28 protein-coding genes and 2 tRNA genes are annotated in these 25,165 nt (G+C 59.6%); 11 read left to right on the plus strand and 19 right to left on the minus strand.

Annotated elements, in window-relative coordinates:
- Nucleotides 1-17 precede the first annotated feature (17 nt).
- The 3 genes from carB to JNJ45_04330 all read left to right on the plus strand — a co-directional run bounded on the left by carB (nt 18) and on the right by JNJ45_04330 (nt 3,031).
- A complete protein-coding gene (gene carB, locus JNJ45_04320; protein MBL8047888.1) occupies nt 18-1,658 on the plus strand; it encodes a carbamoyl-phosphate synthase large subunit in 1,641 nt (546 codons plus the stop codon).
- Nucleotides 1,659-1,671: 13 nt separating this feature from the next.
- Entirely contained in the window at nt 1,672-2,157 is a 486-nt protein-coding gene (locus tag JNJ45_04325; protein MBL8047889.1) for a bifunctional nuclease family protein, read from the plus strand.
- A 193-nt stretch (nt 2,158-2,350) separates the two neighbouring features.
- Nucleotides 2,351-3,031, plus strand: coding sequence for a HEAT repeat domain-containing protein (locus tag JNJ45_04330; GenBank protein MBL8047890.1), 681 nt, complete (start codon nt 2,351-2,353; stop codon nt 3,029-3,031).
- On the opposite strand, the gene deoC is transcribed toward JNJ45_04330, so the two are convergent.
- Entirely contained in the window at nt 3,028-3,999 is a 972-nt protein-coding gene (deoC, locus tag JNJ45_04335; protein MBL8047891.1) for a deoxyribose-phosphate aldolase, read from the minus strand. The two genes, JNJ45_04330 and deoC, sit on opposite strands and share 4 nt — an antisense overlap.
- A gap of 28 nt (nt 4,000-4,027) precedes the next feature.
- On the opposite strand from deoC, the gene JNJ45_04340 reads away from it, so the two are divergent.
- A complete protein-coding gene (locus JNJ45_04340; protein MBL8047892.1) occupies nt 4,028-5,491 on the plus strand; it encodes a PQQ-dependent sugar dehydrogenase in 1,464 nt (487 codons plus the stop codon).
- 67 nt (nt 5,492-5,558) lie between these two features.
- Entirely contained in the window at nt 5,559-6,398 is an 840-nt protein-coding gene (locus JNJ45_04345; protein MBL8047893.1) for a hypothetical protein, read from the plus strand.
- Here JNJ45_04345 and JNJ45_04350 read toward each other — a convergent pair.
- The 7 genes from JNJ45_04350 to JNJ45_04380 all read right to left on the minus strand — a co-directional run bounded on the left by JNJ45_04350 (nt 6,382) and on the right by JNJ45_04380 (nt 13,742).
- Nucleotides 6,382-7,569, minus strand: a complete 1,188-nt coding sequence (locus JNJ45_04350; protein MBL8047894.1) for a hypothetical protein — start codon at nt 7,567-7,569, stop codon at nt 6,382-6,384. The two genes, JNJ45_04345 and JNJ45_04350, sit on opposite strands and share 17 nt — an antisense overlap.
- A complete protein-coding gene (locus JNJ45_04355) occupies nt 7,570-10,098 on the minus strand; it encodes a hypothetical protein (GenBank protein ID MBL8047895.1) in 2,529 nt (842 codons plus the stop codon). It abuts the gene before it with no gap.
- 16 nt (nt 10,099-10,114) lie between these two features.
- Nucleotides 10,115-10,846 (minus strand): D-alanyl-D-alanine carboxypeptidase family protein, encoded by a 732-nt coding sequence (locus tag JNJ45_04360; protein ID MBL8047896.1) that lies wholly within the window; start codon nt 10,844-10,846, stop codon nt 10,115-10,117.
- Nucleotides 10,843-11,886, minus strand: a complete 1,044-nt coding sequence (locus JNJ45_04365; protein MBL8047897.1) for an SLBB domain-containing protein — start codon at nt 11,884-11,886, stop codon at nt 10,843-10,845. Before JNJ45_04365 ends, JNJ45_04360 begins: the two co-directional genes overlap by 4 nt.
- Nucleotides 11,887-11,980: 94 nt before the next feature.
- A tRNA-Arg gene (locus tag JNJ45_04370) sits at nt 11,981-12,056 on the minus strand.
- Between the two features lie 25 nt (nt 12,057-12,081).
- Nucleotides 12,082-13,188, minus strand: coding sequence for a tRNA guanosine(34) transglycosylase Tgt (gene tgt, locus JNJ45_04375; protein ID MBL8047898.1), 1,107 nt, complete (start codon nt 13,186-13,188; stop codon nt 12,082-12,084).
- Between the two features lie 2 nt (nt 13,189-13,190).
- The gene (locus JNJ45_04380; protein ID MBL8047899.1) at nt 13,191-13,742 is read right to left on the minus strand and encodes an acyloxyacyl hydrolase; all 552 of its coding nucleotides are present in this window, start codon (nt 13,740-13,742) and stop codon (nt 13,191-13,193) included.
- Between the two features lie 231 nt (nt 13,743-13,973).
- On the opposite strand from JNJ45_04380, the gene JNJ45_04385 reads away from it, so the two are divergent.
- From JNJ45_04385 to rplT, 3 genes are all read left to right on the plus strand, one after another.
- Entirely contained in the window at nt 13,974-14,525 is a 552-nt protein-coding gene (locus JNJ45_04385) for a translation initiation factor IF-3 (protein MBL8047900.1), read from the plus strand.
- On the plus strand, nt 14,440-14,634 hold the full coding sequence (gene rpmI, locus JNJ45_04390) for a 50S ribosomal protein L35 (GenBank protein ID MBL8047901.1): 195 nt from the start codon (nt 14,440-14,442) through the stop codon (nt 14,632-14,634). Before JNJ45_04385 ends, rpmI begins: the two co-directional genes overlap by 86 nt.
- A gap of 98 nt (nt 14,635-14,732) precedes the next feature.
- Nucleotides 14,733-15,080: a 50S ribosomal protein L20 gene (rplT, locus tag JNJ45_04395; GenBank protein MBL8047902.1), complete on the plus strand. Its 348-nt coding sequence runs from the start codon at nt 14,733-14,735 to the stop codon at nt 15,078-15,080.
- Between the two features lie 54 nt (nt 15,081-15,134).
- Here the strand turns inward: rplT and JNJ45_04400 are convergent, their stop codons facing one another.
- Nucleotides 15,135-15,578: a hypothetical protein gene (locus JNJ45_04400; GenBank protein MBL8047903.1), complete on the minus strand. Its 444-nt coding sequence runs from the start codon at nt 15,576-15,578 to the stop codon at nt 15,135-15,137.
- 290 nt (nt 15,579-15,868) lie between these two features.
- Between JNJ45_04400 and JNJ45_04405 the strand changes: the two genes are divergently transcribed.
- Entirely contained in the window at nt 15,869-16,822 is a 954-nt protein-coding gene (locus JNJ45_04405; GenBank protein ID MBL8047904.1) for a prepilin-type N-terminal cleavage/methylation domain-containing protein, read from the plus strand.
- Between the two features lie 59 nt (nt 16,823-16,881).
- Here JNJ45_04405 and JNJ45_04410 read toward each other — a convergent pair whose 3' ends face one another.
- Nucleotides 16,882-17,646, minus strand: a complete 765-nt coding sequence (locus tag JNJ45_04410; GenBank protein ID MBL8047905.1) for a LamG domain-containing protein — start codon at nt 17,644-17,646, stop codon at nt 16,882-16,884.
- 146 nt (nt 17,647-17,792) lie between these two features.
- Here JNJ45_04410 and JNJ45_04415 point away from each other — a divergent pair, with 146 nt between their 5' ends.
- On the plus strand, nt 17,793-19,355 hold the full coding sequence (locus JNJ45_04415; protein ID MBL8047906.1) for a hypothetical protein: 1,563 nt from the start codon (nt 17,793-17,795) through the stop codon (nt 19,353-19,355).
- A gap of 84 nt (nt 19,356-19,439) precedes the next feature.
- Here JNJ45_04415 and JNJ45_04420 read toward each other — a convergent pair whose 3' ends face one another.
- The 9 genes from JNJ45_04420 to JNJ45_04460 all read right to left on the minus strand — a co-directional run bounded on the left by JNJ45_04420 (nt 19,440) and on the right by JNJ45_04460 (nt 24,783).
- Nucleotides 19,440-19,892, minus strand: coding sequence for a CsbD family protein (locus JNJ45_04420; GenBank protein ID MBL8047907.1), 453 nt, complete (start codon nt 19,890-19,892; stop codon nt 19,440-19,442).
- An 82-nt stretch (nt 19,893-19,974) separates the two neighbouring features.
- Complete coding sequence (locus tag JNJ45_04425; GenBank protein MBL8047908.1) at nt 19,975-20,931, minus strand: PEP-CTERM sorting domain-containing protein; 957 nt, start codon at nt 20,929-20,931, stop codon at nt 19,975-19,977.
- Nucleotides 20,932-21,007: 76 nt separating this feature from the next.
- Nucleotides 21,008-21,082, minus strand: a tRNA-Thr gene (locus tag JNJ45_04430).
- Nucleotides 21,083-21,152: 70 nt separating this feature from the next.
- The gene (locus tag JNJ45_04435) at nt 21,153-21,560 is read right to left on the minus strand and encodes a hypothetical protein (GenBank protein MBL8047909.1); all 408 of its coding nucleotides are present in this window, start codon (nt 21,558-21,560) and stop codon (nt 21,153-21,155) included.
- 28 nt (nt 21,561-21,588) lie between these two features.
- Nucleotides 21,589-22,401, minus strand: a complete 813-nt coding sequence (locus JNJ45_04440; GenBank protein ID MBL8047910.1) for a pantoate--beta-alanine ligase — start codon at nt 22,399-22,401, stop codon at nt 21,589-21,591.
- A gap of 14 nt (nt 22,402-22,415) precedes the next feature.
- Complete coding sequence (gene panB, locus JNJ45_04445) at nt 22,416-23,204, minus strand: 3-methyl-2-oxobutanoate hydroxymethyltransferase (GenBank protein ID MBL8047911.1); 789 nt, start codon at nt 23,202-23,204, stop codon at nt 22,416-22,418.
- Between the two features lie 17 nt (nt 23,205-23,221).
- Entirely contained in the window at nt 23,222-23,674 is a 453-nt protein-coding gene (locus JNJ45_04450) for a peroxiredoxin (GenBank protein ID MBL8047912.1), read from the minus strand.
- On the minus strand, nt 23,671-24,348 hold the full coding sequence (locus tag JNJ45_04455) for a hypothetical protein (protein MBL8047913.1): 678 nt from the start codon (nt 24,346-24,348) through the stop codon (nt 23,671-23,673). Before JNJ45_04455 ends, JNJ45_04450 begins: the two co-directional genes overlap by 4 nt.
- A 27-nt stretch (nt 24,349-24,375) precedes the next feature.
- Nucleotides 24,376-24,783 carry a CBS domain-containing protein gene (locus JNJ45_04460; GenBank protein MBL8047914.1) on the minus strand — a complete coding sequence of 136 codons (408 nt, stop codon included), beginning with the start codon at nt 24,781-24,783 and terminating at the stop codon, nt 24,376-24,378.
- Nucleotides 24,784-24,875: 92 nt separating this feature from the next.
- On the opposite strand from JNJ45_04460, the gene JNJ45_04465 reads away from it, so the two are divergent.
- Nucleotides 24,876-25,163: a hypothetical protein gene (locus tag JNJ45_04465; protein MBL8047915.1), complete on the plus strand. Its 288-nt coding sequence runs from the start codon at nt 24,876-24,878 to the stop codon at nt 25,161-25,163.
- Nucleotides 25,164-25,165 lie beyond the last annotated feature (2 nt).

The following is a 25,165-nucleotide window of genomic DNA, read 5'->3' on the forward strand; positions in this document are numbered from 1 at the left end:
GCCAAAATAGTCGGAGCATGCCAGACTCCATCCTCGTTCTCGGCTCGGGGCCGATCCGCATCGGTCAGGGGATTGAGTTTGATTATTCCTGCGTTCACTGCGTGTGGGCGCTCAACGAAATGGGCTACCGAGCCCAGATCATCAACAACAATCCCGAGACGGTTTCCACCGATTTTGATACCGGCGACGGCCTGTTTTTTGAGCCCGTGACGCTCGATGATGTAGTCGCCGTGGTGCGCGCCACCGGCGCGCGCGGAGTGGTTTGCCAGTTCGGAGGCCAGACCGCCATCAACCTCGCGGAGCACCTGGACGCCGCCGGCGTGAGCGTGCTGGGAACGCAGCCTCGCGCCATCGCTCTCGCCGAAGATCGTGACCAGTTCGACGCGTTGCTCAACGAACTCGGCATTCGCAAGCCGCGTGGCAAAGCCGTGACGAGCGTCGCCGACGCCCAGCGCGTTGTTGCCGAAGTCGGCTATCCCGTGCTTGTCAGGCCCAGCTTTGTGCTCGGCGGTCGGGCCATGGAAATCTGCTTCGACGACGATCAGCTGGCTCACTTTTTTGCCGAAGCCGCTGACGCCAACCCTGGCCAGCCGGTGCTGGTGGACGAATACATTTTGGGTCAGGAAGCCGAAGTTGACGTGATTTCCGACGGCAGCGACACCCTTGTGCCGGGCGTGATGGAACACATTGAACGCGCCGGCGTGCACAGCGGCGACTCGATGGCGGTGTATCCGCCGGTGACGTTGAGCGGCGAAGTGCAAGTCGAGATGGTGCGCGCCGCGTGCCAGATCGCGCGTCGCCTTGACGTGCGTGGCCTGATGAACATCCAGTTCGTGATTCGCGACAACCAGGCGTACGTGCTCGAAGTCAACCCGCGCGCCAGCCGCACGGTGCCTTACTTGAGCAAGGTCACCGGAATTCCGATGGTGCAGTTGGCGACGCAGTGCATGATGGGCAAGACCCTAAAGGAACTTGGTTTCGTGAGCGGCCTCTGGCAGGTCGCCGCGGGTGGACGACCCGGCTGGGTGATGCCGGTGGGCGACATGAACGCCGATGCCCTCGAAGCCACCGCCCCGTTCTACGCCGTGAAGGCACCCGTGTTTAGCTTCCAAAAACTCAGCAAGGTCGAGCCGAGCCTCGGCCCGGAAATGAAGTCCACCGGCGAGATTATGGGCCTGGACTTCACGTTCGAGGCCGCGCTCTACAAGGCGCTCATCGCCAGCCATGTCACGTTCAAAAGTAGCGGTTATGTCGTGCTTACGCTCGATGATCGCGACAAGATGTTCGCCGTCGAGATTGCCGAGCAGCTAAGAAAATTCGGCATTCCCATCGCCGCCACCGCCGGAACGCACGCCGTGTTACAACAAGCCGGAATCGAAGCTCGGCTGGTCAACAAGATGCTGGACGGCGGCGAAAATCTCGTGGACCTGATCCGGGCTGGGCAAGTCCGCCTAATGATCAACACGCCCACCCATGGCAAGCAGAGCACCATCGAGGCAAAACTCATTCGCCGCACCTGCATCGAAACCGGAATCGCGTGCCTGACGAGCGTTGACACGGCCCGGGCACTGGCCAAAGCGTTACCCCTGTACGAGAATCCCGAGCTCTCTTCGTGCTTGCCCTACAACGCCTACCTTGCCGGACGCGTCCTGAACTAGGTACCTTTCTGCCATGCCGGATGAGTTTGACGATCAGCTAAACCAGCCGCCTGCGTTCTTTCCGTACGAAGAGGACGAGGAGGAACAGGTTGAATCTGAGCCGGTAGAAGTGACTGTCGAGGGTCTTTACGTCGCCGAAACCAATGGCTCGGTGCAGCGGTTTGTCATGCTCGCCGACGAGTCCGGTCGCCGGGTGCCGATCATCATCGGCTTGTTTGAAGCGACCGCTATCAGCATGGCGTTCGAGGGCGAAAAGTCCGACCGCCCGATGACCCACGACCTTATGCGCACGCTGCTGCATCGCCTGGGCGGAAGCCTGGTGCGCGTCCTCATCGACGACATTTGGACGAACACCTACTACGCGAAGCTGTTCATCGAAGACCGCAGCGGCCAGTACGAAGTGGATTGCCGGCCATCCGATGCGATTGCGTTGGCGTTGCGCGTGGGTTGCCCGATCTGGGTGAAGGCGCAAGTGTTTGACAAAACGGCCGACGGCTAAAAAAATAGAGGCGGATTGAGTAAACCAACCCGCCTTGCAATTCGGAAGGCAATTTGCCTCACCAGAACGTGCTTTGCTCTGCTTCTAATTGTCCGGAAAGGGCCAGTTTGTGACAACCTTTTCACAAGATTTACAAAATTGTGTGGTTTTTTCGTCAAAAGAGTAGAGGAATGAACCGAAAACTCTGGGGAGGATGGATCTAAAGAGCGCCATGTATCCTGGCGAACACCCCGTTTTGCTATGGCTGAAGGAGCAAGGACCGAAGGTTCTTGCCGCCGCCGCTTTAATCGGCATGGGCTGGATGATCAGCTCGATCGCGCACCCAAGCGACGCCAAAAACCCGGGGTTCAGCAAGCAACAGGCGCTGGATGTCGAATCCGCCAAGAGCGTGATGCGCGACCAGGATTCGCCGCCCGAAAGCAGGTTGCAAGCGGCCAAGAATTTGCTGCCCTACGCGGACAAAATTGAAGGAGCGGTGGTGTTTGAGATTCTGCTGGCCGAGCCAGAAGAAGAAGTGGCGATGGCCATTGCCGAACTCACGCGCAAGTTTCCAGAGCACCCGGACCTGGTGAAGGCGTACATTCGTCGCACCAAGCCGCGCGGTCAAGTGCGTCGCCGATTCTGCCAACTGTTTATGGGTACGAATCGCCCAGAGTTCCTCGACATGCTTCGCAAGTTCACTTACGATCCCAATTCGGACACGCGCATTGCTGCCTACTCCGCGCTTGGATCGTCGCCTTCGCCGCGAGCCGGACGCATCCTCATGCTGCGCATGCCGTACGAAGAGCAGAAGGGCACCCGCCAAGCGTTGCTCAACGCGCTTGCCAAGCACAAAACCAAGCAAGACGCCAACAAGGTGATCTGGGGCAGCTAGGCCATCGGGTGGCGATTGTACGCCGAATACTGGCCCGTCAAGTAGTGCTCTAACTGCCGCTCGATATCACTGAGTAGCGTCGAAGCGCCGATGCGGAAGAGGTCGGGCTGTTGCCATCGTGGCCCCAACTCCTCGCGCATGAGCGTGAGAAAGTCCAGCGACTGCTTCGCCGTGCGGATTCCGCCGGCCGGTTTGAAGCCCACCTTAAAGCCCGTCCGATCCTCGTAGTCGCGGATCATTCGGCACATCACGAGGCCAAAGGGAATGGTCGCGTTGACCGACTCCTTGCCGGTCGAGGTCTTGATAAAGTCCGCCCCGGCCATCATGCACACCAGGCTCGCGCGCGCGACATTCGAGAGCGTGCCGAGCTCACCCGTGGCCAAAATCGCCTTCACGTGGGCTTCGCCGCATGCCTCGCGGAACTGCTGCATCTCGTCGTAAAGGGCTTGCCAATCTTGGTTGAGCACGTGCGCCCGGGTGATGACGATGTCAATTTCCGACGCGCCAGATTGGACGCTCGCCTTGATTTCGTGAATGCGCTCGCGGAACGGCGACAACCCCGCCGGAAAGCCGGTGCTCACTGCGGCGACGGGGATGCCGCTGCCGGCCAGATTCTTCACGCAAGCCTCCACGTAGTTGTGATACACGCACACGGCGCCGGTGCGAATCGGCCCGACCCCGAGCGCGTCGAGCAAGTCTTGCCGCACGGGTTGCTTGGCCTTGGCGCACAGGCGGTGGACATTGCTTTCGGTGTCGTCGCCGCTCAGGGTGGTTAGGTCAATGCACTCAACCGCCCGCAAGAGCCAAGCCGCTTGCCATGCCTTCTTAACCGTTCGGCGACCGCCCAAGGTAGCGGCGCGGCGCTCCACGGCACTGCGATTAATGACCGTTTCTTCCACCCAACTTTGGTCAAGTGGCATGCCCGCGTTCCGCGTGACAGGGGCAACATGCGACCGGGTGTGAATCATAACCGTAGTTTACGCTAAGATGCGAAGCATGCGACCAATTTGGTTGATCGGACCCCTGGCGGTGTTAGCCGCCCTTGCCTGCGCCCCGAAAGAAGAAGCTTCGGCCAAAGAGCCGGCCAAAAAAATCCAAGTTCAGGGCCGCAGCGTCACCGCGATTTACGACACGAACTGTGGCAACTGCCACGGTCGGCGAGCCGAAGGCGGTGGCGGCGGCACGCCCTCACTCCTTACGCTCGATAAGTACCACCAAAAGTGGGATAAGCCGTTCTTCGATGCGATTAAGAACGGCGTGAAGGACATGGGGATGGAGCCCTTTGGCGAGAGCATGGACGACGCCACCGTGTGGGCCATGGTCGTGCACATTCGCGAACTTCAGCGCGATGCGTTGCGCGAGGAGACAAAGCCCAAGGCCACGGGCGGAATGTACGAATCGGGCGGCATCAAGTACCGCATCGAAGAGGTGGTTGACACCAAGCAAGGCTTGCGCACGCCCTGGTCGCTGGACTGGCTGCCCGATGGTCGGATGCTCGTATCCAACCGCCCCGGCGGCATCTCGGTGCTCACGGGCGGCAAAGCTACCGGAACCATTAACGGATTACCACCCACGGTGGAGATGGGTCAAGGCGGCCAAATGGAGGTCGCGGTTCACCCCGACTACAAAAAGAACGGCTGGGTATACCTCTCGTTTGCCGATCCCAAATCGAACGGCGCGATGACGCGACTGGTTCGCGGGAAGCTGAAGGCAAACGGCGGCGACTTCGATTGGGTGAGTCAGCAGGATATCTGGACTGCGCCCGATCGCCAATATGTGCGAAGCGGCGTGCACTTCGGTTGCAAGATCGTGTTCGACGGCACGGGTCACATCTTCTTTAGCACCGGCGAGCGCGGCAGCGGCGAACTCGCGCAGGACCTCACGCGCACCAACGGCAAGATTCATCGCCTGAACGAGGATGGGTCGGTGCCCAAGGACAACCCATTTGTGGCGCGCCAAGGCGCGCTGGGCTCCATTTGGAGCTATGGCCACCGCAACCCGCAGGGTCTGGCGCAGGGTCTCAGCGGTGAACTCGTGGACACTGAGCACGGTCCGCGAGGCGGCGACGAAATGAACGTCATCGACAAAGGAGCCAACTACGGCTGGCCGAAGATCGCATTTAGCATCAATTACAACGACACCGTGTTGACCACGGCCTACCCCTCGGCGGACCAAAACTTCAAAATGCCCGCCTTCCGTTGGCTTCCCAGCATCGGCGCGAGCGGTCTGGCGGTGGTGAACTCGCCGAAGTTTAAGGCGTGGCGTGGCGACTTTGTGGCTGGTGGTTTGGCCGGTGGAAACCTCGATCGCATTCGCCTAAAGGACGGCAAGATGGTCTCTCAAGAAACGATCTTGCGCGACATGGGCCGAGTGCGCGACGTGCGTGTGGGACCCGATGGCGCGATCTATGTGGTGCTCAACGGGGCTGATAGAATTGTCAGGATCGTCGCTCAAAGTTAGGGAATAATGCCCAGTATTTTTAAGCTAAACATGGCATTTGATAAGCAGGTTCGTTAAACTAATGATGATGAAAAAGTTTGCAGTAATCGGTTTGGCTTTGGCCGCCCACTTTGCCCTGGCTGGCGATCCGCCTTCGGTGCAAATTGCCAAGCGGGCAGTGGAGGACGAGATTTCCCGTCGCGAGGGCCGCGGCTACGATGTCGTGTTTACCAAGGCGAACAAGCGGGATGCTGGGCGCGACCGCGTTGATGTGACGGGCGCCGGATATATTGTTCGGCGTGGCGAAGACCGACGCAACTTCACGTTTGATGTTTCGGTGGATACTTATCGGCAACGCGCGCTCTCGACTCGTTACGACTTAGATCGGGAACAAATCGGCTGGAGCGAGCAACAATCGCGCGAGGCGGTTGAAGACCGAGTGATCGCCGACATCCGCCGTAAGCATGGAAACAACACGCGAATCACGTTCCGAAAGTCGTCGCTTCGCCGCGATCGCGATCAGGATATCTCGACCGGTAACGGCACGTTCCAACTCGGTAAGGAACTTCGCGACTTTGACTTCACGGCAACTGTGGACAACACTCGGGGTCGCATCTCGCGCTACGATCTAAACCTCGGTCGCGAGCAGCCGGATCGTCCGAAGCCGCCGACTCCGCCGATCATCAAGAGTCCGGAAGACGCCGCTCGCGAAGCCGTTCGCGCTCGCATTGCCCGGGATTTTGGTAACCAGTACGATCTGCGCTTCTGGCAGCCGTCGCGCAAGGATGCGGGCAACCTGCTTTATGAAGTGACCGGCGAAGCCGAAGTCACGAGCGCGGGTGGCACCCGTCGCAAGTTCAAGTTCCGCTGCCTGGTCAACAAAAAGGACTATGTAGTGAGCGAAACCACGATCAACTACGACAACTGAGGTATCGGTGGACGTCGCCGAGGAGATAAAAGCTCCCGGTGACCAGCACGGTGCAATTTGGCGGCAGGTCCTCAAGACCCGCCGCCAAAGTTGTGTTTGCCACTGTGTCGGGGATGTGCTCGCGAAGCAAGGCGGCGGTCTCCTCGACCGCGCGGGCGCGGTGAAAGTCGATCGGCACGACCCGTGCCTCGGCGCAAAACGGTGCCAGCGCGGCGAACACCTCGCTGGGGTTGTGACCGTGCAGCACGTTGGTGATCAGCACAAGGTCGTGGTGCCCGTCCTGCGCGAGGCTTTCGGCGAGCGCTCGGGCCGAATCGGCGTTGTGCGCGCCGTCCAATATCCAAAGGCGGCCATTAATCTCGCGGTGCTCGTACCGGCCCGGACAGGTGGCGGTGGCGGCGGCCCGTTGAACGCTCGCCGGATCAGCTGTGTAACCAGCCGCCCCAAAGAGCGCCAACGCGACCGCGAAGTTGTGCGGCATCATGCTCCCCCTTAGTTTCGTTGGCGTGTGCGCAGGCGGCTCTGGGCGCACAATCGGCGCGCCGCGCTCGTCGGCTATCGCGCGGATGACGCGCTCCGCGGCTTCGGGGAGACTCCCGAGGACCACCGGCACGCCTGGCTTGATGATGCCCGCTTTTTCGGCGGCGATGAGCTCGATGGTGTCGCCCAAAATGGCTTGGTGGTCGAGGCCAATGCTCACAATCGCGGTGGCCGCCGGGACGCAAATGTTGGTCGCATCGAGCCGCCCGCCCAGCCCCACCTCAAGAGCAACGGCTTGGCAATGCTGCTCGGCCCAAAACTTGAACCCGATAGTGGTCTTCAGTTCAAACTCAGAGGCTTCTAGTTCCTCGACGAGCGGTTCGAGTTCGGTCACGATCCGCGCAAAGTCAGCCTCCGGAATGTAACCATCCGGCCCTTGCACTCGCTCGCGCGGGTCGTAAACAAACGGGCTGAAAAACGCGCCCTCGCGGGCGACGTGCTCGCGCAGAAGACTCTGCACAAACGCCGTGGTTGAGCCTTTGCCGTTCGTGCCCGCGATATGCAGAAACTTGCGCTCGGGGCCGACTTCCAGGCTCGCGCGGCGGGCGAACTCGTGCATCCGGTCCAGCCCCATGCGCCACCCGCGCGGGGCCAATCCGTGCACGTAGGCGAGGGCCTCGGCGTAATTCATCTATTGCATCGAGCCCAAGAACAGCGCGTTCAGATACAGCTTCCAGAGGCCGGGATATTGCGCCCGCCACGTCGGATCCTGCGAGAACAGCACGACCTGGCCGCGGCCGAGCGATTTGCTCAGCAACCACGAAGTCCCGGCGAGTTCCTTGTCGCTGTCGGGGAAGGTCCATCCTGAGAGCCAGCGCGTGGTCTTGGGGTCGGCGGCCAGATCAACCACCCCGCCGCCCTCTGGCGTCTTGTAGAAGGAATCGCCTTCGAGCGGCACGCTCATGGTGATCGGCGCGTATCCGTTGCGTGGGTAGCCGTAGCTCAGCCAATGGTAGGCATCCAGGCTTGCCCGGAAAAAGGTGCCCGGCAGGCTTTCGGCGGTGGATTTCGACTCGACTTTCCCGGCGTTGCTTTCGCCGGTCGCCCAGCTGCCGCCACCGAGGCACACCAGGGTGCCGCCCGCCGAGACCCACTCCTTGAGCTTGCTCGGGAACGCGTTCATCGCCCCTTCCGGAACGACGATCGTGGTGAATCCGCTCAGGTCGCCGCTCAGCGCCGAGGTCGTGATACTTTCGAACGGGAACTTAAACTCTTGTTCCATCAGGTACCAGGTCGCGCCCCCGGCCAAGCGACCCGCATCGCCAAAGGCAATGCCGATGCGCGGCGCAACCAGTTGCATAACAGACCCGCTCCCCGGGCCGTTGCGGCCCTCGTCGGGGTAACTGGTGGCGAGAGCCTGCACGGTCGGCGCGCCCTCTTCCAACAACGCCTGCAGCGACTTTTGATCGTTACGTGCCTTGAGGATTAAGAATGTGCCCGGGGCAAGAATTTCGCCACCGGCCTTGATTTCGCGGGTGACCACGGAAATCTTTACGCCGCGTTGCAGCAACCGAGCGGCGGCGAGAATATCTTCTTGGTCGGTGTAGCGGAAGAAGTAGCCCACCGGCGAGAGCGGCAGCGGCGCGTCGAGGCGTGGCTGATTCATGCTGGCCACCTTCGGCGCGTCCTCGCACCACCAAGCTTTGAGGTTAAAGCTATACGGAAGCGACCACGCCGTACTGTCATAGAACTCGTAGCTGTCCAATTCCGGGTCGGGTCGGTCGTTTTTGAGATTCTTCGCTAGGCTGATTTGGCGCTTGATAAACTCCGGCTCAAACTCGGCGGTCGGTTCCAAGAGCGCTTTGGCCAGCGGCCCTTGCGACTGCGCCATGTCAATCACCAACGAACCGGCGGGGAACTTGGCGGTTTCCTTCGCGCCGGTCCAATAGTTGTGGGCGTTTGCCTGCGACCAAGAATTCGCGGCAAAGCTCGACTTTATGCCCGACCGATCGAGCAACGTCGCCATCCGGCGAAGTTCGCGCGGCTCGGCGCTGGTCACCACGACGCGCTTCATGGGGCCGGCATGAGCGCCCGAAACGGCGCGTTCTTTGTAGGTTTTGTAGCTGGAAAGTAGCTCCTCGCGCTTGTCGGCGGCGCTCATCACCACCGCGATCGCCGAGGCCAAGTGCTTTTCAATGCCATCCGCGAGCGTCAGGATCGTTCCATCGGAGCGACGCTGCGACACCACGCGACCGCCGTCGGTTTCGTGCGTCATGCCGATGGCGCCCATCAGCGTTGTGTGCGAGTCGAGGTAGCACACGTTGAAAAAGTCAAATTGGTCGCGGATGTAGTACGTCCAGCCTTGCTTGTCGAACGTCTTGCCGGTCGCCCGCCCGAAGATGTCGGTCCACTTTTCGTACCGCGCGCGATCTACATTGGCGTTCACCGATTGCTGGACGGGCGGAAAGAAGTACGTCTCCACCTGACCGTGCTGGTCCACATAAACTTGGGGGTTCCACTGCAGAAACATGCGCACTTCTTGGCGGGTTTCGGCCTGGCTCATCGCCACGCGGTCGCGATTCATGTCGAACCGATAGTGGTTCGCCCGGCCCATGAAGGCGCTCGGCACGCTGCGATCGTACGAGCCGCGCTCGGGGTTGCCTTGCGGAATCGAGTTGTAGGCCGTAATGTAGCGGTCGTGGCCGTCGGGGTTGTACACGGGGTTCAGGATCACGACGACGTTCTCCATCGCGGCCATCACCTTGGGATCACGAGAAGCGACCAAGTTATACATAAGTTCCATGGACGATTCGAACGACGCGGTCTCGTCGCCGTGGATGCACTGGTTGATCCACACGATGGCGGGCGATTTGCGAATAATTTCTGCCGCTTTAGCCGAGCCCGGCTCGGCGTTGACGCTCGCGATATCGCGCTGAATCTGGCTCAGATTCTTGATGTTTGCCGGGGAAGAGATGGCGAAAACCCGCAGCGGACGTCCCTCGGTGCTCCGCCCGTAATCCATGCGCACGACGCGATCGGGCGCAGCGTTGGCGATGGCGGTGACCACCTTTTCTTGCAGCAGCACGTCGGTGTGGCGCGTGCCGATGGCGAATCCGAGCACCGATTGCGGGGTCGGAATCTCCGCCGCGTAAGGCGGCCGCTGATGATAGTCCTTGTCCGCGAAAAGCAGGGAAGTGGCGAGGGCAAATGCGCCGAGCATTCCGCCAGTATAACGCTTACTTGCCTTCCAAAAAGGGGTTGGGCCGCTCGAGTAATCGCTGCAGCCAAAGCTCATCATGGGCCGCGTGGAACTCATCCGGAAGCGGCGCGACGCCGTAGAAGCACTCGGGTTCGCCAACCCGCACCGCCCAACCCGCATCGCCGTAGCTGTAGTGCCAATATTCGTCGCGGCAATTGGAGAACCCCTGCGCGAGCATTGCCTGCACCAGCATCGAGCGGTTCGCCTGAGCCTCGTTGGTGAGGCCGAGGGTGTAGGTGGGCGCGGCGATGAATCGCGGGTACGGAGAGGTCACGTCAAGCTCCTCGTTGTCGTCGTTAACTAGCGCCACATCCACCGCCGCGCCGGTGCAGTGGCCCGGCGGAGCCGGCTGATCCCACGGAGCCACCCAGCGATTGATGCGGCGTCGCAACACGGCGGGCGGCAACTCGCCAAACACCTCGATCGCGCAGCGCGTCATCCATTCGTAAATCTTGCGCTGCCGGTCAAGCGAGCGCCAGGCATCCCACACCGAAAGGTACACGCCCTCCGGCAGGCTGGCGGCTGCCGCCTCGATCTTGGCGCAGACGCTCGCGCGGAGCCAAGGAATGACCTGCGGGCGCAATACGCGCACGCTGGGGCACGCCTCAGCGAGACTCAGGAGCGGCTCGCCGTTCTCTCGTTCAGGAATGCGGTTGAGCGCGGCTATCGGCTCGGGGCGACCCTGCGTTCGGTCCCAGCGCGGCCTCACCGGCGACGCGTCACCTTGCCGACTTCAATCCGGTCGCCGGGGACCAGCTTCACGTCGCCGACATAACCTTGCAGGATTTTTTCCAGGTTGTACGTGCCTTTGAGCTTGCCATTGCCGCGGGCAGCGGATTCGTAAATCTTGACTTCCCTGACCTTGGCGTCGGGGATCAAGCCGCCCGCCATCTGAATCGCTTGCGTCAGCGTGAGGCCGTCAACAAACTCCATCGCGCCCGACTTGACGGTCTGGCCCGACATGAACACGAATCGTCGCACGGGGTTGAGTTCGATGATCAGGCGATCGCCCGGCACGAGTTCCGCGTCGGTCTCGTCTTTGCTGAGGTCGAGATTGCGCGGGGACTGACTCTCGCGTTCGAGCCGCACGCGCATCGAATTGCCGAGGGCGTCGAAGCCACCGGCCGCCTTAATGGCGAGGCGCGCGGTCAGGCCGTCGCTCCAGGTTTGCACGCCGGGCTTCACCACTCCGCCGAGCACCGAAATCGTGCCGGTGCGCGTGATCACAAGCGGGAAAAACACCACGTCGCCGGGCTTGATTTCCGGGTTCTCGCGAGGGAACTCGTAAATGGCTTTCTTCTGCGACTCGCTGATGATTTCAATCGCCATGAGGTTCGCCGCCGAAGTCGGTTCGGCCAGCTTAATCACGTCGGCGAGCTTCATCTTATCGGTGAACGGAATCTCGCTCGCCAGCTTTACCGCGCCCTCAAAGCGCACCGGTTTGCTCGGCGTGGCCTCGTTTGGGAACGTGATCGTGATGGTGGCCTGAGTCAACACGCGATGCAAGAGCAATTGGTCGCGGATCTTAAGGCCCGATTCGGCGGTGGTCAATCCGCTGACCTTCACCGCGCCGATGAACTTCATGACAATCAGCCCGTCGCGGGTGATCTTGTAGGGGCCGTTGAGGCTTGGCTCCTCCTCGCAGGTCAGGCGAACCGTGTCGCCCGGCGCGATAATCCGCTCCTTCGTCTGGGCCGGCGCAACCAACGCCAGGATCAGGAGCAGGAATAGGGCAAATTGACGCAGCATATGCCTTTACAGACGAGCCACCTAGCCCGGTAGTTGCGGATGGTTTGCCAGGACAAGGTGTCACCCATGTCTCCGGAACAAATTGTTTGGAGTTTGGCGCGCTCGAGAGGACTCGAACCTCCGACCCTCAGCTCCGCAAGCTGATGCTCTATCCACTGAGCTACGAGCGCGTTCCGAGCAAGGATAGTACCCGAATTAATCCCCGACGTGGGCGTAGCGGTCGCGCAGCGCCGGCCACGATTCCTCGTCAATTGCGGTCCGAATCTCCTGCATCAGCCGGGCGTAAAACGCCAGATTGTGCAAGGTTGCCAGCCGCGCGGCAAACGGCTCGTTGGCCTTGAACAGGTGGCGGAGGTACGCCGCCGAATATCGCTCGGTGCTGGGAAACACGGAGTCCGGATCGTGCGGGCCAAAGTGCTCCGCCCAGCGCGCCCCGGCCGCGTTCACGCGCCCCCGCAGAGTGTAAAGGCACTGGTGCCGCGCCATGCGCGTGGGCAACACGCAGTCGAACATGTCCACCCCGCACGACACCGCATGCAAAATATCCTGGGGATGGCCCACGCCCATGAGGTACCGCGCCTTGTCGGCGGGCAACAGCGGCGCGGCGAGTTGCACCACCGGGTACTGCATCTCGGTCGGTTCGCCCACCGACACTCCGCCGATCGCAAACCCATCGAACGGCTGATCGCTCAAAAACGCCGCCGATTCGCGCCGAAGGTCTTCGTGAACGCCGCCCTGCACAATGCCAAAAATCGCCTGCGCTTCGCCGCGCGCCGCCAAGTTGCGGGGCGCCCATTCGTGAGTGCGCACCATCGCCGCGGCGGCCTCATCGCGAGTGCAAGGGTAGGGCGGGCAAACGTCGAGCGCCATCGAGATGTCCACGCCGAGCCGGGCCTGAATCTGGATTGACTTCTCCGGCGTGAGCATGACTTCGTGTCCGTCGAGATGGCTTTTGAATAGCACGCCCTCGTCCGAAATTTTGTTCATCTTGCTCAGGCTCATGGCCTGATAGCCTCCGGAGTCGGTGAGGATCGCCCCGCGCCACGACATGAACTCGTGAAGGCCCCCGGCTCGCTCCACCAGTTCGGAGGTCGGCCTTAAATCCAGGTGGTAGGTGTTCGCCAGAATGAGTTCGAAACCGAGCGCCTCAACATCTTCGGAGCCGAGCGTTTTGACCGAGCCTTGCGTGCCCACCGGCATAAAGCACGGCGTCTCAACGGTGCCGTGCGGTGTGTGGAGACGCCCACGGCGAGCACCGGTGTGCGGACAGAATTTGAGGAGTTCGTAGCGAACGTTGGGCAAGGTTAGAACTTCACTCCGACCAAAAGCTGCATCCAGTTTTGGCCTTGGTTCGGTTTACGGAACCCGCCGTTGCTGATGTGCAGGTAGCGCGCGCCGAGCCACATTTCGCGGCTCCCCATCGGAATCACGTAGCCCGCGCCGAAGGTGGGCGTGCTGTTGAAGTGCAGGTTGATATCAGGTCCAAGGCGGCTGATGTACTGAAGTCCCCAACCCGCTTCCCAATACCAACGGGCCGAGCCGGGTTGACCTTGCTCAAAGCGGCCCATGGCGAGCACCCCGAGGTTCGTTTGGATGTCGTCGGTGCGATTGGGGCGGCCGCCGGTGGAGTGCATGTAGTAGCCCTCCCACACCAATTTGGCTCGATTTTGGCGGAAACTCAGGCGCTTGTCGGGTTTCGCGAATTGCACGTGCAGGCCGTAGCCATTGCGCAAGTCTTGCGACCCGAGAATCTGCCACGATTTGCCGCCGGACAGATAAAAAATGGGGCGATCATAGTCGCCCGCCTTCGCCACCATCGGGGCCAAAATCGCTCCGGCCAGCCACCACCGCGTCATAGTCAAAGACTGTACCTGCACCGCTTTTCCGGTGCCAGACGTCAAAGGATTTGAGCCTAAGCGGATGGATGAATTCTGCCGACGCTATAATGAAGACGAAACACATGATGATTTCCCTGGAGGTTAGTCACTATTCCGCCTAAACGTGGTGGATTCCGCCGTCCCCCTCGCCGCGAAGAGGGACCCATGATCAATGGGCGGTTGCTGCGGATGAAAGAAGTTCGCGTGCTCATGGCCGATGGCGAACAAAAAGGCGTGATGACATCGCGCGACGCCCTCGAACTGGCTCGCTCGGTCGATCTCGACCTCGTGCTCGTTGCTCCCAACGCCGACCCCCCGGTCTGCCGCGTCATCGACTTCGGTAAGTACAAGTACGACCAAGAGAAGCGGGACAAGGAGAACAAGAAGCACAAACAAGAATTAAAGGGTATAAAGATAACTCCCCGAATCGCGGAACACGACCTTGGACACCTTGCCAAAACGGCATCCAAGTTCTTCGCGGAAGGGGATAAAGTGCGGGTCGTCTGCATGTTTCGCCAGCGGGAGCTAGTTCACCCGCAGATTGGCAAACAAAAGATGGACCGCTTTGCCGAGCTTTGTGCCGATGTGGCCGTGGTCGAACGACCGGCGAACCTTGAAGGTCGCCAAATGTCAATGATCATGATGCCGAAGGTCAAGGGCAAGGGACCGAAACAAGATGCCAAAAATCAAGACGAACAAGACGGCGGCGAAGCGATTCAAGATCACGGGGTCGGGCAAGATCACGCGAAGGAAGTCGAGTAACAGCCACCTCTTCGCAGCCAAAAGCGGCGGCCAAAAGCGCCGTCTGGAAGGCGAACCGGAAGTGCACAAGACGATGCGCAAGCGCATTCGTCGCCTCCTGGTTCTCTAGGCGAAGAAACCATCCCTTACCGCTACCGCCCATTTGAGGCTGGGACCCGGTCATGACCTGAGCAAACCGCTCAACGAACAAACAGAGGAACAACAACAATGGCAAGAATTAAACGTGGCCTAATGCGCCACAAGCGCCACAAGAAGATCATCGACCGAGCCAAGGGCTACTGGGGTCGTAAGAAGAACGTCTTCCGCCGTGCTCACGAGCAGGTGATGAAGTCGGGCCAATACGCCTTCCGCGACCGACGCGCCAAGAAGCGAGATTTTCGCCGACTGTGGATCGCTCGGATTTCCGCCGCTTGCAACCTGAACGGCGTGAAGTACAACCGACTGATCGACGGCATGAACAAGAAGGGAATTGCGGTCAACCGCAAAATGCTCAGCGAGTTGGCTATCGCCAACCCCGCCGCCTTCACCGAAGTGGTGAAGCAGGCCACGGCTTAAGACGCCTCGTCGTCTCGTTGAGAGCTCTCTCGGAATGATTCCGGGGGAGCTTTTTTATCGGGTCAGGGTGTGCCGGTACTGCGACATTCCTTCGTCGAGGGGGGCGTGCTGCTCGGCCAATATGAGGGCGGCGAAGAGGGCCCAGTGAATGTGGCGCGGTTCTTCGTCCATAAGTTCCAGCCACACGCGAGTTTCCACTGATTCGGGTTCGCGGAAGGGTTCAACACGGAGAATGGGTTGGCCATCGGCAGTAAGGAAAGCGACCCGACCCTTGCTCATGCCCTTTTGAATTGTGGGGACCTGCGGGTCGAGAAGGTGCACGAGTTCGTCGGGACAGCAAGGGTGGAGCACGATCAGGCGCGGCTGATTGTCGCCCGCAAGGGAGAAGTGGGTGATCTCCGGAACTCGCCAAAGGAGCTCGTGCTCTTGCATGGTGCGCACGCGTTGCCGCACCGAGTATTGGCCGAGAGGAAGCTCGTGGAGGGCATGATTGATCATGCCGAATTGCGGGGTGCTGGATGCGAGAGGGTCGGGCCGCCACGTATCCCGGAGAATGATTTCCCCGGCGGGACCGGGGGACAATTTCTCCAAGTATGGGTTCAAGATGACGTCCACTGACTTCTTTTAACATCCTTACGTAAAATTTCACTCCGGGGTTTTCCCCGGTGGGTTGAACCTGGTAAGGCCACGGGCTTAGGGTGCCCTTAACATTGCCTTAGTGAGTCCTTAACGACGGGCTAACGTTGCCGATGGATCATTTGGTGTGGGAGTTCTCCCGTGTCACCGTTATGAAAAAGGCCTTTACACTCATTGAGCTGCTCGTTGTTATCGCGATTATCGCGATCCTGGCGGCGATCCTGTTCCCGGTTTTCACCCAAGCCAAACTCTCGGCAAAGAAGACTCAAGACCTGTCGAACATGAAGCAGATCGGCACCGCGATTGCCATCTACCTCAACGATAACGACGACACCTACCCGTCGGCGTATTGGTACCCGAACGACAACAACTCGGCGGGCGGCTACGTCCACTGGTCGGGTTCGATCATGCCGTACATCAAGAACAAGCAGATATTTGTGAGCCCGAACGACAAGCTCAAGGGTATGGCACCGACCAACTTCCGCACCTCGACCAACAACGACGGCGCTGGCGTTCCCGGCGGCCAAACTTCGCAAGATCCGACGATTCAAGACAACCAAGCTCCGCGCCTCAGCTACACGGCCAACGCCGCGCTGATGCCGCGCAAGCGCCGCTCGGCTGACCCCGCCAACGTGGTTTCGCAAACAACCGTCGAAGGCGTGTCGCAAACGATTCTGCTGGCTCCGCTGACCGACGTGGTTGGTTGTATCAACGACACCTCGACGGCATCGGGCGTGGCTTTCAAGTCGCACCGACCGGCCAACGCGTTCTTGCTCGGCTCGGCTAGCAGCAGCGCCGCATTCGTGGGCGAAAACGCCACCGAATACACTCAGGCCAACTTCTGGGCCGTCACCACGGCTCGCGTCAAGTCGGACATCGCCGCTTGTATCGCCGGCACGATCAACGCAACCCAAACGCACATGCGCTACACCTCGCCGGAGCGATTCGGCAACGGTGCGAACTACACCCTGGCTGATACCTCGGCGAAGTTCTACACGCTCGATGCAACCCTGAGCCCGACCAAGTACCTGTGGGGCACCCAAGCCTACTCGGCTGGCGGAAAGCTCATCTACAAGTCGGGCAGCACGACCGAGCCCGTCAACTAACAGCTTCATTCAAAGCTTTCTTTGGCCACCCTGCAGAGGGTGGCCACTTTTTTTGTGACCTAGGGAATGGTGCTTTTGTTGACGTCGCCAAACAGACCCAGCTTCTTGGGCGCGGTTTGGCTGAGCGGTGGGCGCGTGACGTATGCCTGATTCGAAGGCACGGCGCGGGCGTCGTTGTAGACCAAAATCTCGTCGATGAGGCCATCGAACGGTTGCCAGTGGCGGTTGGCTTGGGTGCGCTGGACGTTGCCAATGGATACGCCGGGATCCCACTGAATGTCGAGGCCACTAAACGGGGTTTCGCTGGTGAAGCTCTGCGCCATGAGCTCGTCGTTGACGTACAGGCGCATGCGCCCGCGGTAAGCGTCGAAGCTGGCGACGAGGTGGCTCCATTGGCCGATCGTGGCCGGCGCTTGGATAAAGTTGCCGCCCTTCTCGCTGTTGATGGCGAAGTGCCACACGCCGTCCTTGCGCAGGCAAAGGCAGTAGGGATCAAGGCCATCGCGGTCGTCGCCGCGGAAGAAGATTTGCGAATTGGGCGAGTAGCGTCCTGGTAGCGAGCGCGGAAACGCCCAGAGCGAAATGGTGAACGACTCGGTGAAGGCGAGCTTCGGATGGTCGGCAACCTGCACTGTGGCGGTCTCGCTCATAAAGTCGAACCCGCTGCCGCGCACGCCTTGACCATATCCCACCAGGTCATGAGGCAGAGACCGGATGTTTTGGACCGACTCGGCGGTGGTGCGCTCGGCGCCAAAGGCGGCCACCAATTCGGCGGACGAGAGCGCGACGACGCCCAAAGCTGCGATCGACAAGACAACTCGCATGATACGGTTTGGACGTTCAACGGAACCCAAGCGTTACTACCTTACTTGCCCCGTATTTTTACCTGACATGATAAGGTTTTCTTTACAAGGTTGCTTAATTTGAGAAAGTTGTGATAACGTTATCACAACGACTTTTGGACAACACTATGAAAAGACTTTCCCTTCTCGCCGTTCTCATCGCTCCGGCGGCTTTCGCTCAAGTAAACCTGTACCCGAACGCTTCTCAGTTCTGGGATGTGACCACTGTGAACGATGTTCCCGTGTCGGTGGGCCTCAACACCAGCCAGTACTTTTTCATGACCGGGACCGACATCGGCACGATGACGCTCATCGGCGGTAACAACGTAACGACCGGTCGCGCCAACATCAGCGAAGACGGCACTAAGATTAGCGGCAATCTGAATAGCAGCTACACGTTCCTGGACAACGCCGTTCACAGCGCCATGGCTCGCTACGATCGAACGACTTCCTCGTGGACCGAATTCGGCCACCTGAACTACCACGGTTCGAGCGGAACGAAGGAAGCCTCGAACAGCTGGGGACTTTCGGGCGACGGCAACACCATCGCCGGTCAAGGCTACTACCAAACCCTGCCCGCGGGTAGCCCCTCGGCTCGCGCCAACGCTGCCGTTGCCACAACGGCTGGTGCCACGAACATGTATCCGACCATCACGAATAACGGTCGCATCGCGGCCATCAACTTCGACGGAACGGTTGCCGCGGGTTGGCGCGAAGGGACTTCGCCCAATTACTTCTGGGTGAAGACCGCCGGTGTGTGGAGTGCTCCGCAACTCATTACGGCGATGGTGGCGGGCGTGCCGACCAACCTGACGGCGATTGCTGACATGGATGGCGAAGGTCGATTCATGACCGGTAACGGTGGAACCAGCGGCAAGTTCTGGGTGTACGATCGCCTGAACGGCACCGCCGAAGTGGTGACCCCGCCGATGACCGGCTCGATCACGGTCTTCTCGATCAGCAAGGCGGCCGACATGGTCACCTACCGCGTGGTTCCGCCGGCCGGCAACCCGTTCTTCGAGGGTCGAACCTTTATCTGGACTCGCGAAACCGGTTCGGTGCTCCTCAACGATCACCTGGACGGCTTCTCCGTAGATCGCCAAACGGCGAGCATGAACAACCTGTGGGGCATGTCGCCAAACGGCGAATGGCATGTCGGCTATAGCTGGATTGCGGCAAACCAAGCGACCCTCGCTAAGGTGTCCACTAACTATCGAGGCACCGCCTCGCTCGGCAGCTATCCGGCCACCCTGCAAAGCTCGGTTCCGACCACGTTCGAACTCCGCCAAATGGATGGCACCTTGGTTTCCACTTGGACGCAAAACCTCGGCCCCGACGGTCGCTTCCTCAAGATGCTGTCGCCGACCTTTGCGAGCGGTCAGTACAAGCTCTGGGTCAAGGCTTCGCACTGGCTCTCGAAGACAGTAACGGTGGACTTCGCCGATCGCGGTGCAATCGTGATCCCGGCGCTGGTCAATGGCGACGTGGATGGCAACAACATCATCGACGTGGCCGACTACTCGGCTCTGGCGTTGGCATTCGATGCCGTACTCGATGAAGACGTGAACACGGCTGGCAACCAGTCGTCGCCGAACTGGCTCGACGCCGCCGACCTCGATGCGAGCGGTGTTGTGGATATCGCCGACTATACGATCCTGGCCACGAACTTTGATGGCGTCGGCGAAAACTAAGCGACAAAACTTTCTCTGAAGAAGCAAGTTGCCCGGCTCACGAAAGTGGCCGGGCTTTTTTTGCCAGGGAAGGTTTTGGCAAATTTAGTCGACTTGTGGGCGGGCCGGTTCGGGCTGCTTTTCGTCAGGCGAACCGTCGGAATCGTACTTGTCTACGGCTTCCACGGCGGCGGCCGATGCCGCTCCACCCACCGCGCCGCCAGCAATGGCGCCGCCGATGGTGCCTAGCGCGCCCAACGCCGAACCGGCGATCGCGCCGACCACGGCTCCGGCAACGCCGCCACCTTTGAGCGCGGCTTCACCGTCGGCCGAGAGGTTGAGCAGGCGATCCTTGTTGTTGTTGACGTCGTCAACGAAGTGATTAACGCGGGTTTCAGCCTCTTCCAACGTGATGCCGTAGGTGCGCTGAATCCGGCCAACGAGTTGGTCCTTCTTGCCATCGATCTCGGTGAGATCGTTGTCGGTGAGGTCGCCAAAATGCTCCTTGGCTTTTCCTTTGAGAGTCGTCCAATGTCCTTCAATTTCGTTCCAATTCATTTGTTTCCTCCGTGCTTTCGCAACAGTTTTTGGAACGCCCCCGGTTACACGAGGGTCGCATTGAAAATTTCTTATGAAGGGTTTAGCTGCGACGCCGCCGGATGCATGCAAATGCCGCCAGGCCCAGAGCCCAGAGCGATGAGGGTTCGGGGGCGACGATATTGACCATGCTCCAACGACCGCTGTCCGGCAGATTGTGATTAATCGAGTAGGTATCGACGACCGAAGGAGTGGGATTCAAGGCGATCTGGCTAATCTGAGTCGTGCCGGCGACTGATCTTCCGACCACCCAAAGACCATCATGTCCGGCGACCGTGGCGGGCTCGGCGTTGGCGGACCAAGTCGTGCTCGGGACCGTGATGCCGGTAAATCCGGTCACGAGGCCCGTCGCGGTGATGTTCATGGTGGTGAGACGTGGGGTGGGTGACCCACCGCCCGTCCCGTAAAAGGCGGACGCGCGATAGTTGAAGCCCGATCCGGTGATGGCCATTTGGCCGACCGCATCAAAAACGTTCTCCGTGGTTTGCAAGGAGTCGATCAGAACTCCACTGCTGGAGTACGTTGAGCAAACGAATTTGTTTGTGGCCGTCACCTTGCCCATCAACACCAGGATGCCGTTCGGCATCCGCTCGATTTGCGAGTACACCACAGTTGAACTGGTGGTGCCGATGGTCGCCGACGCTCCGGTTGACATGTTGAATTCGCGAATGGAACTGCCCACCAGACCCAGCAGGAAGGTGCTGGAATTCCCGGCAATTGCGTTCGAGGTGAAACCAGGCAGCACCGAGGATTGAAGGAGCAGCTCACCTGTCGAATAGTCGTAGCGGGCGTAACGGTTGGTGGAATTCTGCACCCAGATGCCGCCGGACGAACTGAACACCTGCGATGGCGTGCTCGGTCCGAAGGAACCGAGGGACGCCCGGTTGATCGGATCAATGCGGCTCACGCGACCATCGCCGGACGGCAGCAACATCAGATCGAACGAGGCGTTCGCGGACGCCGCGGCGGCCAAGGCGAAGATCACGGTCCATTTCTTCATAGAAATATTCTAGCGGATCGGTTGCTGATTGGCCGTCAAACCCCGCAAATCTCTGAGGGTGCGGACACTTTGAGATTGGAGCCGACAACAGGACTCGAACCCGCGACCCGCTGTTTACAAAACAGCCGCTCTACCACTGAGCTATGTCGGCCCTCCACTTAAATTTTAGCACGCGGCAAGGAAATCCTTACCGCGTGCTGACCCAGTTGCCTGGGAAGTAGTTACTTCGTCTTGCGAGCGCGCGAGCGAACGAGGCGGCTGCCCTTAGCGTCGCTCACCAGCTTATAGCCGGCGGGGATCTTGCTCAAAGCGGCCTCGAGTTCGGGCGACAGCGGCATGGCGGCCGAGGCCTTGGCCTTGCTGGCACCGCGACCCTTGCGGCTGCGGAACGACTTCACCGCAGTTTGCGCGGCATCCACAGAATCAATCTTCTTGATGTCCTTGCCGCTCAGCGAGAACAGACCAGCGCTCGGCGGAATGTGGACGAACAGCGAACCTTCCGAACTCAGAACGCGAACGTCAAAGGGAAGGGTGACGCGCTTTGCGCCGACTTTGAGCGATAATGCACCGACTTTCGGCGTCGCTTTTAACTTCAGAGCTTTCTCAATTTTTTCAACAGATTGTGCCATAAGGTACTCCTACAACCAATAAGTTACCCTAATTTGTGATTGCGCAACTGATGTTATCCAAAAGGCGAACTCCGCCCAATCGTGCGCAAACAATCAAGCGACTCTTTTCATCCGGTTGGTCAATAGGTTGCATCGAATCTGGATTCACCAACTCCAAGTAGTCAACACCAAAACCTTGAGAAGTTAGTTTGATTCGAGCTTTCTCAAGTTCAATACTGCTTGATTTTGTGCGTTGAATTGCCGCTGCACAGTCGACAAGTGTCGCATAAATTGCGCCTGCCTTTTGACGATCTTCGGGGTTCAGATATTCGTTGCGGCTCGAACGCGCCAGACCGTGAGATTCGCGAACAATTTCCACAAATTTTAGTTCAATGGGTAACCAAAGATCAGTGACCATGGCTTGAATCACCGCACATTGTTGTAAATCCTTAAGCCCAAAGTAGGCTCGATGCGGCTGACACATATGGAACAACTTGCCCACAACAGTTGCCACGCCCGCAAAATGTCCGGGCCGAACGGCTCCTTCAAAGAGACTCGTGATTTCGGCAACACTAATGGTCACCAACCTTAATGGATAAACTTCCTCCACCGGGGGCGCAAAGATTATATCCACGCCAACGCTTTCCGCCAGAGACACATCAACGCCCTCTTGCCGCGGATATTTGGTGAAATCTTCATTGGGGCCGAACTGCGTCGGATTGACAAACAGTGACACAACAACTAGCTCATTCTCGTCGCGAGCCCGACGCATGAGTTCGAGGTGCCCCTCGTGCAGTGCGCCCATGGTCGGCACAAGCCCGATGCTCTTGCAACCGGCAATAGCCGAGCGCAACTCGCTCACCGATCGCACAATTCTCAAAAACTATTCTCCGGACGCGGGAAGGTGGATTCCCGCACATCGGCGGCGTAGTTGGCCACCGCATCTTGCATCAGGAGCGCCGCTTCCAAGTAACGCCCTGCATGCTTAAACTTGTGCTCCGTCAGCCCCAACAGATCGTGAAACACCTGGATCTGTCCGTCGCAACCCACACCCGAACCAATACCGATGGTGGGCACGGCGAGTTGCCGCGAAACCTGAGCCGCAACGTCGGCCACCACGAGCTCGATGACAATGGCAAACACCCCCGCCGCCTCCAACGCTTGCGCCTCACGAAGCAACGTCTCGGCCGCATCGGCCTGCTTGCCTTGCACCTTATGGCCGCCAAAAACATGCACGCTTTGCGGGGTCATGCCAAGGTGACCCATCACTGGAATTCCGGCTTTAATAATCGCCTTGATCTCCTCGGTATAGGTCCCCTCCAGCTTCACCGCCTCGGCCCCGGCTCGAACCAATTCCACCGCCGAATCCACGGCTTGGGCGATGGAAGAATTGTAGGTGCCTAGCGGTAAATCGGCGACCAAAAGCGCGCGTTTGCAACCCGCGCGTGCCGCCATAGTGTGCCGCACCATATCGGCTAACGTCACCCGAACCGTGTTGCGCTGACCGTAAACCACGCTGCCGACGCTGTCTCCGACAAGGATAAAGTCAACTCCCGCGGCATCGGCAATGCGCGCCGAAGCCTCGCTGTAAGCCGTCAGGCTCACAATCTTTTGGCCGTTAGCCTTAAGTTGGGGAAGGGAATGTGCGGAGATACGCTCAGCCACGCGGGCAGTATACCGACCTATCCAAGTTCGGCTACGGCGCGGGCGACTTCGGCGACATGCCCCGGCACCTTCACGTTGCGCCATTCGCGCGCAATGTTGCCCTCGCGATCAAGCAGATAAGTCGAGCGTTCGACGCCCATGTAGGTGCGGCCATACATAGACTTTTCAACCCAAACGCCCAGCGCCTCACAAAGTGCTTTTTCGGTATCGGCCAGCAGAGGAAAGTTGAGCGAATGCTTGCTCGCAAACTTCGCCTTGCTCTTGACCGGATCGGGGCTCACGCCGAGCACCTGGGCGTTGCCAAGCCCCTGCAAGTTGTCCCGAAAGTCACACGCCTCCTTGGTGCAGCCGGGAGTGTCGTCTTTCGGATAGAAGTAGATCACGGTGGGGCGCCCAATCAGGTCTTGGTTTGTCCAGGTTTTGCCATCCTGATCGACCAGCGAAAATGCAGGGAAAGGTTTGTTGCTCATCGCGATTTCGCCTCGTTTGCCGCGCGGTACTCACCCCATAACGCATCGGCATCTTTCCCGGTCAGCTCTTTGAAAATGGGCATCGGGTCGTCGCCTTTGCGTAGCGCGCGATCGAGCTTGGGCACCAGCGAGAGGTTGTACTTTTTGCCGACCCAAGCGAGCCAGCCGGCGGTGGTTCGGTAGGCGTCGCGATAGCTAGCCTTTTCCCAATTCACGCGGCTACGCGGGGCTTCGGGTTCGTAGCGCCACCAGCGAATGTAGTCGGCAATTCCCTCGACCAGCCAACCCGTGTCCACCTTGTTGCGCGGGTAGGCCTGAATCAGGTGCGTAAGTTCGTGGATGACCATGCCGAGGTCGTCGGGGTGCGCGGTGACCCATTCCACGCTAAACGAAATCTCGTTACCGCTCGCATAGGCCGGGGCACCTTGATCCTTACGGAACACAAAATTTATGCTTTTGAGCGGTTTGTAATCTTCTGTTGCGAGCAACTGGCAAATGTGCGGGTACCACGCGGTCGCGAGGTTTTTTGCCTCTTCGCCCCACGGTTCTAGACTCGGAGCGGCCTTCGTATCCACTGAAATCGGAGGGCAAACCTTAGCTGGCGCGAGCGGATAGACATAACGATCCAGGTCCGAGGAGAGCAACGCAGTGGCCAAGGCGAGAGCAAGTGGCATGCCCTATCCTACACTCTGGGCGAGGAGTCAAGTTCCCGGCAAGTCTTCGCTGCGATCCATCAGCAGGGCCTGCATCAGATCCACGCGGAGCACCACGCCCATGAAGTACTCGTCTTCGACAATCGGCAAAATCGTGAGCCCGCTGACCAACATTTTGTGCAACGCGTTGCTGATTTCGGCATCCACATGCTCGGTCACCGGATTGAGCGTGGCGTACTTAATGGCGGGTTCGTGAGCCAAACCGCTAAGGTTGCCCTGCGCATGAATCGCGCGGGCCAAATCGCCCTCCGTCATCACCGCCAGCGGCCGATTCTCGTCGTCAACAAACACCAGCGCTGGGAACTGGTAGATGTCCATTTTGTCCACGGTGTCGCGGATGGTACTGGTGCGACTGAGCACCGGCAAATGGGCATGCAACACTTCGCGAATCGTCACTGCACTATTGTGACCTCACAACGTGCTTGAGGTTTGGCGAATCCGCCTAAAGAAGCCCCCGCTCGCGGGCCGAAAATGGACATGTCAACAAGATGTCCTACACTTTCCGCAGCCGAATCCGACCCAGCACCAAGCGCCAGGCCCATGTTTGCCCGGTGTGCTCCACGGTCACGAGTCGGCAGATCGCGGAGTGCAAGGTGTGTGGCTGGCATGGCAAGTTCGAAGCCGCTCACCCGCAGGTGGCTCAGGCCATGGATTCGCTGGTGGACCAGTGTCCGAATCTGCAGGAACTATTGCCTTACCAATGGCCGGCCGGCAACTGGTTTCAGCGGCTTTGGAGGCGTTTCACACGCCGCCAGAAAATTGACATTCGCGCATAGTC

The organism is Chthonomonas sp., assembly GCA_016788425.1.
Taxonomy (GTDB): domain Bacteria; phylum Armatimonadota; class Fimbriimonadia; order Fimbriimonadales; family Fimbriimonadaceae; genus JAEURQ01.

What these genes read in the sequence shown, in the direction of transcription:
- rpmI (MBL8047901.1), top strand. Translation starts at nt 14,440, where the DNA reads ATGCCAAAAATCAAGACGAACAAGACGGCGGCGAAGCGATTCAAGATC.
- JNJ45_04325 (MBL8047889.1), top strand. Translation starts at nt 1,672, where the DNA reads ATGCCGGATGAGTTTGACGATCAGCTAAACCAGCCGCCTGCGTTCTTT.
- JNJ45_04355 (MBL8047895.1), bottom strand. Translation starts at nt 10,098, where the DNA reads ATGCTCGGCGCATTTGCCCTCGCCACTTCCCTGCTTTTCGCGGACAAG.
- JNJ45_04385 (MBL8047900.1), top strand. Translation starts at nt 13,974, where the DNA reads ATGGCCGATGGCGAACAAAAAGGCGTGATGACATCGCGCGACGCCCTC.
- rplT (MBL8047902.1), top strand. Translation starts at nt 14,733, where the DNA reads ATGGCAAGAATTAAACGTGGCCTAATGCGCCACAAGCGCCACAAGAAG.
- JNJ45_04455 (MBL8047913.1), bottom strand. Translation starts at nt 24,348, where the DNA reads ATGCCACTTGCTCTCGCCTTGGCCACTGCGTTGCTCTCCTCGGACCTG.
- JNJ45_04410 (MBL8047905.1), bottom strand. Translation starts at nt 17,646, where the DNA reads ATGCGAGTTGTCTTGTCGATCGCAGCTTTGGGCGTCGTCGCGCTCTCG.
- JNJ45_04415 (MBL8047906.1), top strand. Translation starts at nt 17,793, where the DNA reads ATGAAAAGACTTTCCCTTCTCGCCGTTCTCATCGCTCCGGCGGCTTTC.
- JNJ45_04365 (MBL8047897.1), bottom strand. Translation starts at nt 11,886, where the DNA reads ATGCTGCGTCAATTTGCCCTATTCCTGCTCCTGATCCTGGCGTTGGTT.
- JNJ45_04380 (MBL8047899.1), bottom strand. Translation starts at nt 13,742, where the DNA reads ATGACGCGGTGGTGGCTGGCCGGAGCGATTTTGGCCCCGATGGTGGCG.
- JNJ45_04345 (MBL8047893.1), top strand. Translation starts at nt 5,559, where the DNA reads ATGAAAAAGTTTGCAGTAATCGGTTTGGCTTTGGCCGCCCACTTTGCC.
- JNJ45_04425 (MBL8047908.1), bottom strand. Translation starts at nt 20,931, where the DNA reads ATGAAGAAATGGACCGTGATCTTCGCCTTGGCCGCCGCGGCGTCCGCG.
- deoC (MBL8047891.1), bottom strand. Translation starts at nt 3,999, where the DNA reads ATGATTCACACCCGGTCGCATGTTGCCCCTGTCACGCGGAACGCGGGC.
- JNJ45_04435 (MBL8047909.1), bottom strand. Translation starts at nt 21,560, where the DNA reads ATGGCACAATCTGTTGAAAAAATTGAGAAAGCTCTGAAGTTAAAAGCG.
- JNJ45_04400 (MBL8047903.1), bottom strand. Translation starts at nt 15,578, where the DNA reads ATGATCAATCATGCCCTCCACGAGCTTCCTCTCGGCCAATACTCGGTG.
- JNJ45_04420 (MBL8047907.1), bottom strand. Translation starts at nt 19,892, where the DNA reads ATGAATTGGAACGAAATTGAAGGACATTGGACGACTCTCAAAGGAAAA.
- JNJ45_04450 (MBL8047912.1), bottom strand. Translation starts at nt 23,674, where the DNA reads ATGAGCAACAAACCTTTCCCTGCATTTTCGCTGGTCGATCAGGATGGC.
- JNJ45_04465 (MBL8047915.1), top strand. Translation starts at nt 24,876, where the DNA reads ATGTCCTACACTTTCCGCAGCCGAATCCGACCCAGCACCAAGCGCCAG.
- JNJ45_04330 (MBL8047890.1), top strand. Translation starts at nt 2,351, where the DNA reads ATGGATCTAAAGAGCGCCATGTATCCTGGCGAACACCCCGTTTTGCTA.
- JNJ45_04340 (MBL8047892.1), top strand. Translation starts at nt 4,028, where the DNA reads ATGCGACCAATTTGGTTGATCGGACCCCTGGCGGTGTTAGCCGCCCTT.
- JNJ45_04350 (MBL8047894.1), bottom strand. Translation starts at nt 7,569, where the DNA reads ATGAATTACGCCGAGGCCCTCGCCTACGTGCACGGATTGGCCCCGCGC.
- carB (MBL8047888.1), top strand. Translation starts at nt 18, where the DNA reads ATGCCAGACTCCATCCTCGTTCTCGGCTCGGGGCCGATCCGCATCGGT.
- JNJ45_04405 (MBL8047904.1), top strand. Translation starts at nt 15,869, where the DNA reads ATGAAAAAGGCCTTTACACTCATTGAGCTGCTCGTTGTTATCGCGATT.